Source organism: Thermus caliditerrae, assembly GCF_021462525.1.
GTDB classification, from domain to species: Bacteria; Deinococcota; Deinococci; order Deinococcales; family Thermaceae; genus Thermus; species Thermus caliditerrae.
In genome coordinates this window covers 19,515-33,796 of record NZ_JAKEDT010000017.1, presented here as the reverse complement: position 1 = coordinate 33,796, position 14,282 = coordinate 19,515, and the positions used below count along the sequence as shown (strand labels likewise).

Annotated in this window: 15 protein-coding genes; 13 read left to right on the top strand and 2 right to left on the bottom strand. The window is 66.5% G+C overall.

All coding sequences use genetic code 11. From position 1 onward, the window contains the following. Positions 1-6 precede the first annotated feature (6 nt). From L1088_RS09380 to L1088_RS09360, 5 genes are all read left to right on the top strand, one after another. Positions 7-225, top strand: a complete 219-nt coding sequence (locus L1088_RS09380; RefSeq protein WP_038040299.1) for a hypothetical protein — start codon at positions 7-9, stop codon at positions 223-225. After that, positions 222-650, top strand: coding sequence for a putative toxin-antitoxin system toxin component, PIN family (locus tag L1088_RS09375; RefSeq protein ID WP_234554733.1), 429 nt, complete (start codon positions 222-224; stop codon positions 648-650). Before L1088_RS09380 ends, L1088_RS09375 begins: the two co-directional genes overlap by 4 nt. A 7-nt stretch (positions 651-657) precedes the next feature. After that, positions 658-933, top strand: a complete 276-nt coding sequence (locus L1088_RS09370) for an NIPSNAP family protein (protein WP_038040303.1) — start codon at positions 658-660, stop codon at positions 931-933. Positions 934-1,089: 156 nt separating this feature from the next. Further along, positions 1,090-2,232, top strand: a complete 1,143-nt coding sequence (locus L1088_RS09365) for an ABC transporter permease (protein ID WP_234554732.1) — start codon at positions 1,090-1,092, stop codon at positions 2,230-2,232. A 9-nt stretch (positions 2,233-2,241) separates the two neighbouring features. Next, on the top strand, positions 2,242-2,919 hold the full coding sequence (locus tag L1088_RS09360; RefSeq protein WP_234554731.1) for an ABC transporter ATP-binding protein: 678 nt from the start codon (positions 2,242-2,244) through the stop codon (positions 2,917-2,919). On the opposite strand, the gene L1088_RS09355 is transcribed toward L1088_RS09360, so the two are convergent. Together L1088_RS09355 and L1088_RS09350 are read right to left on the bottom strand one after the other, a co-directional pair. Next, positions 2,905-3,738, bottom strand: a complete 834-nt coding sequence (locus L1088_RS09355) for a DNA adenine methylase (protein ID WP_234554730.1) — start codon at positions 3,736-3,738, stop codon at positions 2,905-2,907. The two genes, L1088_RS09360 and L1088_RS09355, sit on opposite strands and share 15 nt — an antisense overlap. Then, entirely contained in the window at positions 3,735-4,145 is a 411-nt protein-coding gene (locus L1088_RS09350; protein ID WP_234554728.1) for a PD-(D/E)XK nuclease superfamily protein, read from the bottom strand. Before L1088_RS09350 ends, L1088_RS09355 begins: the two co-directional genes overlap by 4 nt. Positions 4,146-4,201: 56 nt before the next feature. Between L1088_RS09350 and L1088_RS09345 the strand changes: the two genes are divergently transcribed. The 8 genes from L1088_RS09345 (at position 4,202) to L1088_RS09310 (ending at position 14,282) form a co-directional block, all read left to right on the top strand. Continuing rightward, positions 4,202-5,533, top strand: coding sequence for an FAD-dependent oxidoreductase (locus tag L1088_RS09345; protein ID WP_234554726.1), 1,332 nt, complete (start codon positions 4,202-4,204; stop codon positions 5,531-5,533). 220 nt (positions 5,534-5,753) lie between these two features. Beyond that, positions 5,754-7,061 (top strand): isocitrate lyase, encoded by a 1,308-nt coding sequence (gene aceA / locus L1088_RS09340; protein ID WP_234554760.1) that lies wholly within the window; start codon positions 5,754-5,756, stop codon positions 7,059-7,061. A 102-nt stretch (positions 7,062-7,163) separates the two neighbouring features. After that, on the top strand, positions 7,164-9,926 hold the full coding sequence (locus L1088_RS09335) for a hypothetical protein (protein ID WP_234554724.1): 2,763 nt from the start codon (positions 7,164-7,166) through the stop codon (positions 9,924-9,926). An 85-nt stretch (positions 9,927-10,011) separates the two neighbouring features. Next, positions 10,012-10,764, top strand: coding sequence for a Fe-S cluster assembly ATPase SufC (gene sufC, locus L1088_RS09330; RefSeq protein WP_234554722.1), 753 nt, complete (start codon positions 10,012-10,014; stop codon positions 10,762-10,764). Then, complete coding sequence (gene sufB, locus L1088_RS09325) at positions 10,761-12,167, top strand: Fe-S cluster assembly protein SufB (protein WP_234554720.1); 1,407 nt, start codon at positions 10,761-10,763, stop codon at positions 12,165-12,167. Before sufC ends, sufB begins: the two co-directional genes overlap by 4 nt. A gap of 60 nt (positions 12,168-12,227) precedes the next feature. Further along, positions 12,228-13,520, top strand: a complete 1,293-nt coding sequence (sufD, locus tag L1088_RS09320) for a Fe-S cluster assembly protein SufD (RefSeq protein WP_234554718.1) — start codon at positions 12,228-12,230, stop codon at positions 13,518-13,520. A gap of 3 nt (positions 13,521-13,523) precedes the next feature. Next, entirely contained in the window at positions 13,524-13,826 is a 303-nt protein-coding gene (locus L1088_RS09315; RefSeq protein ID WP_234554717.1) for a Rieske (2Fe-2S) protein, read from the top strand. Positions 13,827-14,081: 255 nt separating this feature from the next. Continuing rightward, the gene (locus L1088_RS09310) at positions 14,082-14,282 is read left to right on the top strand and encodes a CopZ family metallochaperone (RefSeq protein ID WP_038040323.1); all 201 of its coding nucleotides are present in this window, start codon (positions 14,082-14,084) and stop codon (positions 14,280-14,282) included.

The window sequence follows — 14,282 nt, the reverse complement described above, 5'->3', positions numbered from 1 at the left end:
GGTGGCATGGCCAGGCGCAAGACTACCCTTTACCTGGAGGAAGAGGTGCTCCGGGCCGCCAAAGTGCGGGCAGCAAGCCTGGGCCTAAGGGAGTCGGAGCTGGTGGAGCGGGCCTTGCGCCACTACCTGGGCCTGGAACGCCTCGAGGCCCTTCTCAAAGGCCCCCTCTCCGAGGAAGAGGCCCTGAAGCTGGCCTATCAGGAGCTCCACGCCTCCCGGGGATGATCCGCGCGGTCCTTGACCCGGGGGTGCTGGTGGCGGCCCTTCTTTCCTCCCAGGGGGCCCCGGCGCAACTTGTGCGCCTCTTGGTGAAAGGGCGTTTCCAGCTCGTCCTTTCCCCCAAGCTTCTCGAGGAAACCGAGCAGGTCCTAAAAAGACCCAAGTTCCGAGACCACGTGAACCTCGAGGAGGTCCAGGACTATCTGGCCTTCTTGGTCCGCTGGGGAGAGCTGGTCCCCGACCCTCCGGAAAGCCCGGGCCTATGCCCCGACCCCGGGGACGACTACCTGGTGGCCTTGGCGCGGGCCTCGAGGGCCAGGGTCCTGGTATCGGGGGATCGGCACCTGTTGGGGCTTTCCCATCCCGAACCCCCTGTGCTCACCCCCAGGGCCTTTCTGGAGCTTCTGGAATCCCTCGGGCCTCAGGCATAATGGGGCCATGACCGTCCAGATGCGCCGCTACCGGCTTAAGGAGGGCACCCGAGAAGCTTTCCAAAAGGTTTTCCTAGAGGTCATCGTCCCCCTGCGCCAGGCCATGGGCTTCAGGGTGCTTGGGGCCTACTGGCTCTCGGACCGGGACTTCCTCTGGTTCGTGGGGCACGAGAACTTCGCCGAGGCGGAGAAGGCTTACTACGAGCACCCCGAACGGAAGAAGGTGGACCCCCGGGTGTTCCTGGAAGAGATGGAAACCCGCTTCGTGGAGAGGCTCCTCTAACCTCTACCCGTTACCCTTTCACCGGGGCCCCCACGCGGACAAAGTCCGCGTGGGGTGGTATCACCGGGACCCCCACGGGGACTTCGTCTCCGTGGGGTGGTAGGACCTGTGCTCCCCCCCACACCCGGCCCGCTCCCAAGGGGTAAGCTTGGCCCTGTGGAGATCTTCCACCTGGTCCTACGCAACCTCCTGGCCCGCCCTGTGCGGAGCCTCCTCACCCTCCTCGGGGTCCTCATCGCCACCAGCAGCATGGTCCTCTTTCTCTCCTTCGGGGAGGGCTTAAGGCGCTCCCTCTTCCAGGAGCTTTCCCGGGTGGGCCCCGCCATCCAGGTGGTGCCGGAAGGCACGGAGGGCCTGGGTTTCGGCGCTTACCCGGAGATCACCCCCGCGCAGCTCCAGGCCCTGGAGGAGGCGGGCCGGGCCCTAGGGGTAAGGGCCTTGGTGCCCACCCTCTTCCTGAGCCGGGGCGGGTTTGACCCCCAGACCTCCTTCTTCTTCCAGGGCCTGCCCCCAGGGGTGGGGCCGGACCTCCTCTACCCCGGGGTAAGGGCCAAGGAAGGGCTTCTGGTGCCCAAGGCGGAAGGTGCGGTGGTGGGGGGGAAGGTGGCCAAACGGAGCCAGCTCGCCCTGGAAAGCCCCTTGCGCCTTTCCCCCCAGGTGACCCTTAGGGTGGAGGGCATCCTGGAGGAAAGCGGGGGCCTGGCGGACAACCTGATCTTCGTGCCCCTGGAGGCCTTGCAGAGGGTGCTGGGCACCCAGAACTTCAGCGCGGTCTTGGTAGCCCTCTCACCGGGACAAAGGGCGGAGGAAGTGGCGAGAAACCTGGAAAAGGCGGTCCCAGGCCTCAAAGCCCAGACCACGGGGGACGTGATGCGCTTTGCCGAGCGCGCTTTGCGCATCAGCGACCTGGTGCGCTTCGGCATCAGCCTGGTGGCCTTGATCGTGGGCGGGCTTCTGGTGGCCAACACGGTGATGATGTCCGTGTACGAGCGCACCCGGGAGTTCGGGGTCATGCGGGCTTTGGGAGCCAGGCGGGGCTTCATCTTCCGGCTGGTGGTCCTCGAGGCCCTCTTCCTGGCCCTCCTGGGCGGGACCCTGGGCCTGGCCCTGGGGGGCATGGTTTCCTACGCCATCAACCTCTATACCTTTTCCCAGGTGGGTCTGGCCCTCTCCGCCATCACCCTGCGCCTCGCCTTCTTCGCCCTCCTGGTGGCCTTGAGCCTGGGCCTTTTCGCCGGCCTCCTGCCCGCCTACAACGCCAGCCGCATCCCGGTGGTGGAAGCCCTGGGGAGGGTGTAAGGGGTGCCCATGCTGCGAGCAGAGAACCTCACCAAGCGCTACCGCCAAGGGGAGAAGGAAGTGGTGGCCCTAGCGGGCTTCACCTACGCCTTCCCCCTGGGGGCCACCGCGGTGGTGGGCCCTTCGGGAAGCGGCAAGACCACCCTGTTGAACCTGCTGGCGGGCTTTGACCTCCCCAGCGAGGGGGGAGTCTTTCTGGAGGAAACGCCCCTCCACCGCCTTCCCGAGGACGCGCGGGCCGAGGTGCGCCTGAAGCGGATGGGCTTCGTCTTCCAGCAGTGGAACCTGATCCCCACCCTCACCGCCTGGGAGAACGTGGCCTTCCCCCTGCTCCTCGCCGGGATACCCCCCAAGACCAGGCGAGAACGGGCTTTAGAGCTTCTGGAGAGGGTGGGCCTGGAAGCCCGGGCCTCCCACCTGCCGAGCCGCCTTTCCGGCGGGGAGCAGCAGCGGGTGGCCCTGGCCCGGGCCCTGGCCCTGGACCCCCCCATCCTCTTCGCCGACGAGCCCACGGGCAACCTGGACGCGGAGTCCCGAGAGCAGGTGGCCTCCCTCCTCTTTGAGGCGGGGCGGGAGCGGACCTTAATCCTCGTCACCCACGACCTGGAGCTGGCGGCCCGGGCGGAGCGCATCCTGCATCTTAAGGGGGGAAAGCTGGTGTGGGAAGAAGTTTCAAAGGTTTCTTAAAGCCAACACCTCTAGAGCGCTTTGTCTATTTCCATCGCAACTTATCCGTCGGGGAGCAGGAACAAAACGAAGCTCGTACCCCAAGCTCCTATAAAGGTCAACCACTCGGGACGTGGCCTGGTTAGAGATCACCACAGGCCCAGGGTATTGGGCTAAGAGCTCGGCCAAATCCACCTGGTCTTGCCAGGAGAATCCTCCGGGGCTATACTCTGTAAACTCCACGTCATAGGGTGGATCCGCATAGACGAAATCCTCAGGCGACAAGGGCACTCGCCGAAAATCCTCATTCGTGAAAACCCATTCCCGGAAAGCCTCCTGGTACAAGGAGAAGTCCGTGCGGTAGCTCACAGACGTGTACTTCCCAAAAGGAACGTTGAACTCCCCCTTCCGGTTAAAACGGCACAGCCCGTTGTATCCGGTGCGGTTTAAATAATAGAACAGCTGGGCTGCCTCCTCCGTTTCCCAGAGACCCTTCCGGATTAGCTCGTTGAACCTCTCTCGGTAGGCATAGTAGAGTTCGCGGTCGTAAGCCATGGGAAGGCTGATCCTTAGCCCACGTTGCACCCAGCGATAAAAGTTGATGAGATGGGGGTTCACATCGTTGAGCAAAGCACGTTCAGGTCTAAGGCCTAAAGCTATTGCCAACCCGCCCGCAAACAATTCAACAAACCTAAGGGACCGGTGGGACCGGTAAACGAGGGCCAACTGCGGGACCAGCCAGCGCTTACCGCCAGCCCACTTCAGCAGGGGCGGCAAACTTTTCGGCTCCTTCCCCGAAGGAGGGCCGGCCTGTTCAGGGAAAAGCAAGGGCTGAATCATCCCCCAAAAAACTTACGCAACCAAGCCTCCAAAAAAGCCTCGTGAACAAAGCCTTCCGTTAACGCCCAACGGCGCATCTTGGCTCCGAAACCCTCACCTCCAAGAACGACCACGGAGTGAACGCCAAAAAGGCGATCACGCTTCGCCTCCTCGGCTGCGCGAAAAAGCTTATCCTCCGCACTACCTGAGCCCGATTGCCATTTGCACTCCAAAAAGAGATACGGCCGACCCTCCTCTCTCTCCAAAACCGCAACATCCACCTTCCGGCCTTGCTCGCGAATCACACTCCCATGGGGCGAGGGGTATTCTGTGACCACGCGAAACCTCTCCTCCAAGCCAAGCTCGCGGATAACGCGCTCAACCAAGGCTTTGACATCGTCACGAAACCGGTCGCCCGGAGAAGGCATGGCCTCATATTACCCCGGGACATCCCGCCCACCCCTCCCGTGGCAAAATACCCCCCATGGGCAAGCGCATGGTGGTTGTGGGCGGCGTGGCAGGCGGGGCCTCCGCCGCCGCCAAGGCGAAGCGGGAGAACCCAGACCTCGAGGTGGTGGTCTACGAGAAATCCGGGTGGGTTTCCTACGGGGCCTGCGGCCTTCCCTACGTGCTCTCCGGGGAAATCCCCCGCCTGGAGCGGCTCGTGGCCCGCACCCCGGAGGAGTTCCGCAAAGGAGGGGTAGAGGTCCACACCCGCCACGAGGTGGTGGACGTGGACCCGGAGCTGAAAACCCTCACGGTCTTTGACCACGTGGAGGGGCGCACCTTCCAGGACCGCTACGACTACCTGGTCCTGGCCACGGGGGCCAAGCCCACCCTTCTCCCCATCCCAGGCACGGAGCAGGCGGGGGTCTACACCTTAAGGAGCATGGAGGACGGGGAGGCCCTCCTAAGGGCCCTGGAAGGGGCCAAGAGGGCCGCCATCCTGGGGGCGGGGTACATCGGCCTCGAGGTGGCCGAGGCCTTCCGCAAGCGGGGCCTGGAGGTAACCCTTTTGGAGCTCAAGGACCGCCCTCTCCCCCACTGGGACGAGGAGGTGGGGAACCTCCTCAAGGAGGAGCTGGAGCGGCACGGGGTGGAGGTCTGGACCGGGGTGAAGGTGGAGGCCCTCCGCGGCCAGGGCCGGGTGGAGGCGGTGGAGACCTCGGAAGGCGTGGTGTCTGCCGACCTGGTGCTAGTGGCCACGGGCATCCGGCCCAACACCCTCCTGGCCCAGGCCATGGGGGTGGCCCTGGGCCCCACGGGGGCCATCGCCACGGACGAGGAGATGCGCACCAACCTGGAAGGGGTCTACGCCGCCGGGGATGTGGCGGAAAGCTTCCACCGGGTGCTTGGGCGACCCTACTGGTTGCCGCTTGGAGACGTGGCCAACAAGCACGGGCGCACCGCGGGAGCGGTCATCGCCGGCAAGAAGGCCCGCTTCCACGGGGTGGTGGGCACGGCCATCTTCAAGGCCTTCGGCCTGGCGGTGGCCACCACCGGGCTCTCCCTGGAGGCGGCCCTGAAGGAGGGCTTCCGCGCCAAGAAGGCCTTCATCCAAAGCCGCGACGGGGCCCACTACTACCCGGGAAGCCAGCCCCTCTGGGTGGAGCTGGTCTACGAGGAAGGGACAGGAAGGCTTCTGGGCGGAGCGGTGGTGGCCAAAGGCCACGGGGCCCTGCGCATCGACGCCCTGGCCGCCCTCCTCCACCGGGGAGGCACGGTGGAGGACCTTCTGGCCCTGGACCTGGCCTACGCCCCACCCTACAGCCCCGTCTGGGACCCCCTCCTCATCGCCGCCCAGCAAGTGCGCTAGACACCTCGCCGGGGTTTGGGCCCCGGCGAGGGCGCCAAACGGGGTATGGGCAAGCTGCCTCCGCTCCTGCCCGTGGGGTCGCCTACGCGGGGGAATCCTCAACTTGGTGTAGCCAAGACCGGGACACACCGCCTTTGGGTGTGAACCTCTTGGCCTTACACACTACACTGGAAGCCTTCCCGCCTCCAGACTAGCACCTGGGAGGTGCAAGGTGGAACCCTTGAGCATGCTCACCCCGGAGATGCGGCAAGAGGCGGAGGCCCTGCGGCGCGAGTGGGAGACCAACCCCCGCTGGAAAGGGGTCAGGCGGGACTACCGCCCCGAGGACGTGGTGCGGCTCCGTCCCAGCGTGATGGTGGAGCACACCCTGGCCAAGCGAGGAGCGGAGAAACTCTGGCGGCTCCTCCATGAGCGCCCCTACGTGCACACCTTCGGGGCCTACACCGGGGCCATGGCGGTGGAGATGGTGCGGGCTGGCCTCGAGGCCATCTACCTCTCCGGCTGGCAGGTGGCTGCCGACGCCAACCTGGCCTGGCAGACCTACCCCGACCAGTCCCTCTACCCCTATAACTCCGTGCCCCAGATCGTGAAGCGCATCAACAACGCCCTGATGCGGGCCGATCAGATCGAGCGCTCCGAGGGCAAGGTGAGCCGGGACTGGTACGTGCCCATCGTGGCCGACGCCGAGGCGGGCTTCGGCGGAGCCTTGAACGTCTTTGAGCTCACCAAGGCCATGATCGAGGCGGGGGCTGCCGGCATCCACTACGAGGACCAGCTGGCCTCGGAGAAGAAGTGCGGCCACCTGGGGGGCAAGGTCTTGGTGCCCACCGCCCAGCACATCCGCACCCTGCAGGCCGCCCGCCTGGCGGCGGACATCATGGGGGTGCCCACGGTGATCATCGCTCGCACGGACGCCGAGGCCGCCACCCTGATCACCAGCGACATCGACGAGCGGGATCGGCCCTTCATCCTGCCCGGGGAGCGCACCCCTGAGGGCTTCTACCGGGTCCGGAACGGGATTGAGGCGGGCATCGCCCGGGCTTTGGCCTACGCCCCTTACGCCGACGTGATCTGGATGGAGACCTCCAAGCCCGACCTGGAGGAGGCCCGGAAGTTCGCCGAGGCGGTGAAGCGGGAGTTCCCCGATAAGCTCCTCGCTTACAACCTCTCCCCTTCCTTCAACTGGAAGAAGTTCCTGGACGACGAGACCATCGCCAAGTTCAACCGGGAGCTGGGGGAGATGGGCTACAAGTTCCAGTTCATCACCCTGGCGGGCTGGCACACCCTCAACTACTACACCTGGGAGCTGGCCAAGGGCTACAAGGCCCGGGGCATGCCCGCCTTCGTGGAGCTCCAAGAAAAGGAGTTCCTGGCCCAGGCCCAGGGCTTCACCGCGGTGAAGCACCAGCGGGAGGTGGGGGCGGGCTACTTCGACGAGGTGGTCCTGGCCCTGACCCAAGGGGAGGCCTCCACCCTGGCCCTCAAGGGCTCCACCGAGGAGGCCCAGTTCAACGAGCCTGTGCACTGAGCCTCCTCCCCCGCCGCCCCCGGAAACCGGGGGCGGTTTTCCATTTGCCCTGTTTTTTCTATGTAGACATATCCCACACCAAAGCGATATAGTGTAGTACATATGTCCGAAAGCGCTACACCCTGGCTTCGCTACCTGGAGGGCCTCCGGCCCCACCTGCGGGGACGGGACCACCGGGGCAAGCGGGGCTCGCTGCGCTGGCTGGAAGCCCTCATGGCCGAGCGGGGCGGGCGTGCGGGCACGGTGCGCAACATCCTCTACAAGGACCTGGGAAGCCCCGAGGAGAAGGAGCGGCTTTACGGGGTCATCGCCGACCTTTACCGGGAAGCGGGGCTCACGCCCCCGCCCCCGCCGGCGGAGCTTTTCCTAGAGAGCGCCCGTAAAGCTCTGGGCCGGGACAAGCGCCGCATCTTCCGCCGCTTCCTCAAAGAGCTGGAAAGCGGGGGACGCCCCCGGATGGTGGTGGTGGGGGGGCCCGCCACAGGGAAGGGGGTCCTCCTCTCCGCCCTCTCCCGGGCCCTCTCCGCCCTGCCGGGCAAGGAGCCCTTCCTCCTCAACCTGGGAGGGGAACTGGCCCAGGCCCTCATCCCCCTGGCGGAGGCCCTAGGGGTGGCGGAGGAGGTGCGGGCGCTTTTGGCCCAGCTTTCCCCCACCCAGCCCTACATCCTGCAGGGAGCCTTGGAAGGAGAGGTGCTCACCCTCCTGGCCAAGGCCCTGAACCGGGAAGGCCGCCCCCTCCTCCTCCGGGCCGAGGTGGAGGGAACCCTCGAGGGCCTCCTCTTAAGGGGTCCGGACGGCACGCACAAGGGCCTCGCCGCCTGGCTGGAGCCTTTTTTGAAGGGGCTCAGCATCCCCTACCTGGCCGCTTTGAGCGAGCCACCCCCCACCCTGCCCTACCAGCCCCTCTCCCCCCCAAGCCGCGAGGAGGCCCGGCGCTTCGTGCGGGAGAGGCTCCCCCACCTGCCCCCGGAAAGGCTGGAGGCCCTGGTGAACCAGGCGGGGCGCAACTTCGGGGAGCTTTCCCGTCTGGTCCTCCTGGAAGCCGCCAAACACGACCCCAAAACCCCTCTCCAGGACGACCCCGCCTTGAGGCCCTTGGTCCTGGCCCTCTCTGCCTTCAGCCCTGAAGCCGACCCCGCCTTCCCCCTGGAACTCCTGGAAAAGGCGCTGGGCAGGCCCTTGGAGAGGCTTTCCCAAGCCGAGCGGGCCCTTTTGGACTGGGTAGGGGAAGGCCTGGTGCGCCCCTCCCTCCGAAGCCTTCTCCCCGAGGAGGCCCCCAAGGAACTCCACCGCCTCGCCCTGGGGTTCTTTCCCAAGGAAAACCTCTTCCGCAAGCTCTACCACGCCCGGAAGGCAGGGGAGACCAGGGTGCTCCTGGCTCTCCTCCAGGAAGACCCCGCCCGCCTAGCCCTCCTCCCCGGCCTTTGGGAGGAGGCCAAAGCCTGGCCCCGGCAGGACCTCGAGGCCCTGGCGGCGGTGGTGGTGCGCTACCGGGCGGTCTTGGGCCAGTACGCCCACCCCGAGGCGGAAGAAGCCCTCCTGGTCCTCTCCCAGGCGGAAGACTCCTCCTTGCGCACCTGGGCCCGCATCAAGGGGGCGGAGGCCAAGGCCGACGCCGCCCTCTACCGGGAGGCGGAGGAGCTCCTCCCCCCCAAGGAGGACCTCACCCTCCTGGACGAGACCGCCCAGGCAGAGGGGCTTTTGGTGATGGCGGCGGTGGAGCGCTGGAAAGGGGACTACGAACGGGCGGCCCGCTTCGTGGAGGAGGCGCAAAAGCTCCCCGTGGCCCCCTTCCTGCGGGATAGGGTCCAGCTCTGGCGGGGCCTGGTGGCCAAGGATCTGGGCCGCTACCCCGAGGCCCTGGAGGCCCTGGCCCAGGTGGGCCACGACCCCCTCCTCCTGGGAAGGGCCCGCTACCAGATGGGGGACCTCCTCATGCGTTTGGGGCGCCTCGAGGCCAAGGAGCGCATGGAAGAAGGCCTCAAGGCCCTGGAGGAGGCCGGAGCCCCCAGGGACGAAGTGGCCCGGGTGCGGGCCCGCTACGCCACCCTCCTGAGGCGCCTAGGGCTTTACGAAGAGGCAGGAAGCGCCATCGCCAAGGCCCTTACCGAGGCCGAGGACCCCTTCACCCTGGCCCGGGTGCAGAGCGAGGCCGGCATCCTAGAGGTGGCCCGGGGCCGCCCCTTTGAGGCCCTTGCGCTGTTGCAAGGGGCTGAAGCCTATTTCCGCACCACGGGGGAACGGCCCAAGGAGGCCCGCTACCGCCACCTGCGCACCCTCTTCCGCCTGGGGGCGGCTTACCTCCTCCTGGAGGCAGGACAACCCTACCGGGCTCCCTTCCTGGGAGGGCTCCACGCCCCCACCGCCCGAGGCCTCTTGGAAGGCCTCCTGGCGGAAATCCCCTTGGAGGGCACCGACCGCTACACCGCCTTAAGGCTGGACACCGCAAACCTCCTAGCCCTCCTCCTACCCCCCGCCGAGGGCAAAGCCCTCCTCAAGCCCCTCCTGGACCTAGAAAATCCCTACCTCCGGGCCCAGGCCCGCCTGGGCTACGCCGAGGTCCTGGCCCGCGAGGGAAGCCTGGGGGAGGCCCTGGCCCAGGTGGTGGCCCTGCCCCCCCTAGAGGACCCCGGCCTCCTGGTCCAGGCCCGGGCGGTGGAGGTGCTGGCCCTTCTGGGCTTGGGAGAAAAGGAAGCCGCCTGGGCCAAGCTGGAGGAGGCCCGGCGAGGCCCTTTGCCCCCACCCTTCCGCTTCCAGCTGGGCCGCGCCCTGGGGCGCTTCTGCCCCGAGCTGCAAAGGCGCCTTCCCCCTTCTCCCCTGGCCCTCCCCGAGGCCCTGGGCTTCCTCCTGGCAAATCCCGACTAAATCACTATACTTTTGGAGGGGAAGAGGCTATACTCTTACTGCGAACGGGTCGCAGTAAGGCCCTGACCCGGCATCAGGAGGCATGATGAACCAGCTGGAAATCCGCGACCTCTGGGCTTCCATCGACGGAGAGACCATCCTCAAGGGCGTCAACCTGGTGGTCCCCAAGGGCCAGGTCCACGCCCTCATGGGCCCCAACGGGGCCGGCAAAAGCACCTTGGGCAAGATCCTGGCGGGGGACCCCGAGTACACCGTGGAGCGGGGGGATATCCTCCTGGACGGGGAAAACATCCTGGAGCTTTCCCCGGACGAGCGGGCGAGGAAGGGCCTCTTCCTGGCCTTCCAGTACCCGGTGGAGGTGCCCGGCGTAACCATCGCCAACTTCCTGCGCATGGCCCTGCAGGCCCGGCTGGGCCGGGAGGTGGGTGTGGCGGAGTTCTGGGCCAAGGTGAAAAAGGCGCTGGAGCTTCTGGACTGGGACGAGGCCTACCTCTCCCGCTACCTCAACGAGGGCTTTTCCGGCGGGGAGAAGAAGCGCAACGAGATCCTCCAGCTTCTGGTCCTCGAGCCCACCTACGCCGTCTTGGACGAGACCGACTCCGGCCTGGACATCGACGCCCTCAAGGTGGTGGCCCGGGGGGTGAACGCCATGCGGGGCCCGAGCTTCGGCGCCCTGGTCATCACCCACTACCAGCGCCTCTTGAACTACATCGTCCCCGACCGGGTCCATGTGATGATGGACGGGAAGGTGGTGGCGGAGGGAGGTCCCGAGCTGGCCCTGGAACTGGAAGCTAAGGGCTACGAGTGGCTCCGGGAACAGGTAAAGGAGGGGGCATGAGCGAGGTGGACCTGAAGACTCTGGGGGAGGAGTACAAGTACCACTTCGTGGACGAGGTCAAGCCGGTCTTCGTGGCCGAGCGGGGCCTTACCCGGAGGGTGATCGAGGCCATCAGCTACCACAAGGGCGAGCCCGAGTGGATGCTGAAGTTCCGCCTGCGGGCCCTGGAGATCTTCCAGAAGAAGCCCATGCCCACCTGGGGCCCCGACCTCTCGGGCCTGGACCTGGACAACCTGGTCTACTACGTGAAGCCGGCGGAGACCCGGGACGCCAAGAGCTGGGAGGAGATCCCCGAGGAGATCCGCCGGACCTACGAGCGCCTGGGCATTCCCGAGGCCGAGCGCAAGGTACTCGCCGGGGTGGGGGCCCAGTACGACTCGGAGATGGTCTACCACCGGGTGAGGGAGGAGCTGGAGCGGCAGGGGGTCATCTTCGTGGCCATCGAGGAGGGGATGAAGAAGTACGAGGACCTCTTCAAGGAATACTTCGCCAAGGTGGTCCCCCCGGAGGACAACAAGTTCGCCGCCCTGAACTCCGCCGCCTGGTCCGGGGGTTCCTTCGTCTACATCCCCCCCGGGGTCAAGGTGGAGCTTCCCCTGCAGGCTTACTTCCGGGTGAACACCCCCGAGTTCGGGCAGTTTGAGCGCACCCTGATCATCGTGGACGAGGGGGCGGAGGTGCACTACATCGAGGGCTGCACCGCCCCCATGTACTCCACGGAGTCCTTGCACACTGGGGTCATCGAGATCGTGGTGAAGCGGGGAGCCCGGAGCCGCTACACCACCATCCAGAACTGGTCCACCAACATGTACAACCTGGTGACGCAAAGGGCCCTGGTCTACGGGGACGCCTTCCACGAGTGGCTGGACGGCAACCTGGGCTCCAAGGTCACCATGAAGTACCCCTCCAGCTACCTCCTGGAACCGGGGGCCCGCACGGAGATCCTCTCCATCGCCTTCGCCAAGACGGGGCAGCACCAGGACACCGGGGCCAAAATCATCCTGGGTGCCCCCCACACCTCGGGGACCATCGTCTCCAAGAGCATCTCCAAGGGGGAGGGGCGGGCCAGCTACCGGGGCCTGGTCAAGGTGCTGGAAGGGGCCAGGGGGGCCAAGGCCAACGTGGAGTGCGACGCCCTCCTCATCGACCCGGAAAGCCGCACCGACACCTACCCCTACATCGAGATCGAGGAGGACACCGCCCACGTGGGCCACGAGGCCACGGTTTCCAAGATCAACGACGAGCAGATCTTCTACCTGCAGACCCGGGGGCTCAAGGAGGACGAGGCCGCGGCCCTCATCGTGCGGGGGTTTATCGAGCCCATCGCCAAGGAGCTCCCTCTGGAGTACGCGGTGGAGCTCAACCGGCTCATCGAGCTGGAGATGGAGGGCTCCGTAGGCTAAGGGGCGTCCCTCTGGGGGCGGGGCCTTAAGGCCTCCCCCCTTCCCACGCAAGGAGGCAGGATGCAAGTACTGGACAAAACGCAGGTGGAGGCCCTCTCCCAGGCCTTGGGCGAGCCCGCCTGGGTGTTGGAGAAAAGGCTGAAGGCCCTCGAGGCCTTCGCCCGCCTCCCCTATCCCAGCAAGAAGGACGAGGCTTGGCGCTACACGGATCTCTCCGAAGCCCCCTTGGAACAAGGGGTGGAAACCCCCAAGGGGCTTAGCCTCTCCCGGGATGAGCTTCCCGAGCTGGTGAAGCGCCGCCTGGAGAAGACCGATGTTTCCGGCTTTCTGGTCTTCGTGGGCCCGGATTTGGTTTACGCCGAGGTGCCCGAGGAGCTCCGGCAGAAGGGCCTGGTCTTCACCAGCCTGGCCGAGGCCCTCAAGACCCACCCCAGCCAGGTGGAAGCCGCCCTCTTCCAAGGGGTGTACACCGAGGACAAGTTCGCCGCGGAAAACTCCGCCTTCTTCACCCATGGGGCCTTCCTCTACGTGCCCGCGGGGCTAGAGGTGGAAAAGCCCCTGGGGGTCTTCAAGGTGGTGGAAGGGGGTAGGGCTTCGGCAGGGCGGAGCCTCCTTTTCCTGGAAGACAACGCCAAGGCCGCCTACATCGAGGAGTACCTCTCCGCAGATCTCCCCCCCACCCTCCACCTCTCCGCCACGGAGATGGTCCTAAGGCCGGGAGCCCACCTGCGCCACGCCCACGTGCAGACCTTCGGCGAGGGGGTGTGGCACTTCCACCGGCAACGGGCCCTTCTGGAGCGGGACGCGGGCCTCAACGACCTGGTGGTGAACCTGGGCGGGCGCTATGCCCGGAGCGAGGTGGCCTCGGAGCTCCTGGGCCCAGGGGCGGAAAGCGAGATGCTGGGCCTCTACTTCGGCCACGGGCGGCAGCACTTTGACCACTACACCCTGCAGCACCACGTGGAGCACCACACCCGAAGCGACCTCCTCTACAAGGGGGCGGTGAAGGACGAGGCCCGGGCGGTCTTCTCCGGCCTCATCCGGCTGGAGCGGGGGGCCCAGAAGACCGACGCCTACCAGGCCAACCGCAACCTCATCCTCTCCCCCACCGCCCGGGTGGACTCCATCCCCCAGCTGGAGATCGGGGCCAACGACGTGCGCTGCACCCACGGAAGCACCACCGCCCCCGTGGACGAGATGCAACTCTTCTACCTGCAGTCCCGGGGCCTGCCCCGCACCCTGGCCCAGGAGCTTTTGGTCAAGGCCCACCTGGCGGACGTCCTCGGCCGCATCCCCCTAAAGGCCCTCCGGGCCCACATCGAGGCGGTGATCGAGGAGAAGGTGCGCATCTAGGCCATGTGGACCCCGGTAGCCCAGCTCGGCGAGTTCCAAAATGGCCGCCTGGTGGTGCGGCGCCCGGAGCACAAAAAGCCCATCCTCCTCCTCTTTACGGGGGAGGAGGTCTTCGCCCTGGAGGACGTCTGCACCCACGACGACGGCCCCCTGCACGAGGGAGAACTGGAAGACGGCAAGATCGTCTGCCCCCGGCACGGGGCCCGCTTTGACCTGAAGACAGGCCGCCAGACCCTCCCTGCCCCCAGACCCATCCGGGTCTTCCCCGCCAAGCTGGAAGGGGACACGGTCCTTCTGGACCTCTAATACCACCCCACGTGGGCGAAGTCCCCGTGGGGGCCCCAGTGATACCACCCCACGCGGACTTTGTCCGCGCGGGGGCCTCGGTGAAAGGGCATCCAAAGCCCCCGCCAGGTGAGGGGAGGGAAGGGTTCAACAGCGAGGGGTAGTTGAAGGCAACCGCAGGCCTCGAGGCCTGCGGTTGCCTTTTACCCTTGACACGGATCCCCTCAGGGGTTAGGGTAGGAGTACCCACCCCCCCTGGGGTGGGTGGAGGTCAGAATGGTAAAGCTGAGAGTGGAAGGCATGACCTGCAACCACTGCGCCATGGCGGTGAAGAAGGCCCTCCAGAAGGTGCCCGGCGTGGAGAAGGCCGAGGTGAGCCTGGAGCGGGCCGAGGCCCTGGTGGAGGGCCAGGCGGACCTCGAGGCCCTGATCCGGGCGGTGGAGGAAGAAGGCTACCGGGCTGCCCTGGCGGGTTAG

What these genes read in the sequence shown, in the direction of transcription:
- L1088_RS09350 (WP_234554728.1), bottom strand. Translation starts at nt 4,145, where the DNA reads ATGCCTTCTCCGGGCGACCGGTTTCGTGACGATGTCAAAGCCTTGGTT.
- L1088_RS09315 (WP_234554717.1), top strand. Translation starts at nt 13,524, where the DNA reads ATGTGGACCCCGGTAGCCCAGCTCGGCGAGTTCCAAAATGGCCGCCTG.
- sufC (WP_234554722.1), top strand. Translation starts at nt 10,012, where the DNA reads ATGAACCAGCTGGAAATCCGCGACCTCTGGGCTTCCATCGACGGAGAG.
- sufD (WP_234554718.1), top strand. Translation starts at nt 12,228, where the DNA reads ATGCAAGTACTGGACAAAACGCAGGTGGAGGCCCTCTCCCAGGCCTTG.
- L1088_RS09335 (WP_234554724.1), top strand. Translation starts at nt 7,164, where the DNA reads ATGTCCGAAAGCGCTACACCCTGGCTTCGCTACCTGGAGGGCCTCCGG.
- L1088_RS09370 (WP_038040303.1), top strand. Translation starts at nt 658, where the DNA reads ATGACCGTCCAGATGCGCCGCTACCGGCTTAAGGAGGGCACCCGAGAA.
- sufB (WP_234554720.1), top strand. Translation starts at nt 10,761, where the DNA reads ATGAGCGAGGTGGACCTGAAGACTCTGGGGGAGGAGTACAAGTACCAC.
- L1088_RS09345 (WP_234554726.1), top strand. Translation starts at nt 4,202, where the DNA reads ATGGGCAAGCGCATGGTGGTTGTGGGCGGCGTGGCAGGCGGGGCCTCC.
- L1088_RS09355 (WP_234554730.1), bottom strand. Translation starts at nt 3,738, where the DNA reads ATGATTCAGCCCTTGCTTTTCCCTGAACAGGCCGGCCCTCCTTCGGGG.
- L1088_RS09380 (WP_038040299.1), top strand. Translation starts at nt 7, where the DNA reads ATGGCCAGGCGCAAGACTACCCTTTACCTGGAGGAAGAGGTGCTCCGG.
- L1088_RS09375 (WP_234554733.1), top strand. Translation starts at nt 222, where the DNA reads ATGATCCGCGCGGTCCTTGACCCGGGGGTGCTGGTGGCGGCCCTTCTT.
- L1088_RS09360 (WP_234554731.1), top strand. Translation starts at nt 2,242, where the DNA reads ATGCTGCGAGCAGAGAACCTCACCAAGCGCTACCGCCAAGGGGAGAAG.
- L1088_RS09310 (WP_038040323.1), top strand. Translation starts at nt 14,082, where the DNA reads ATGGTAAAGCTGAGAGTGGAAGGCATGACCTGCAACCACTGCGCCATG.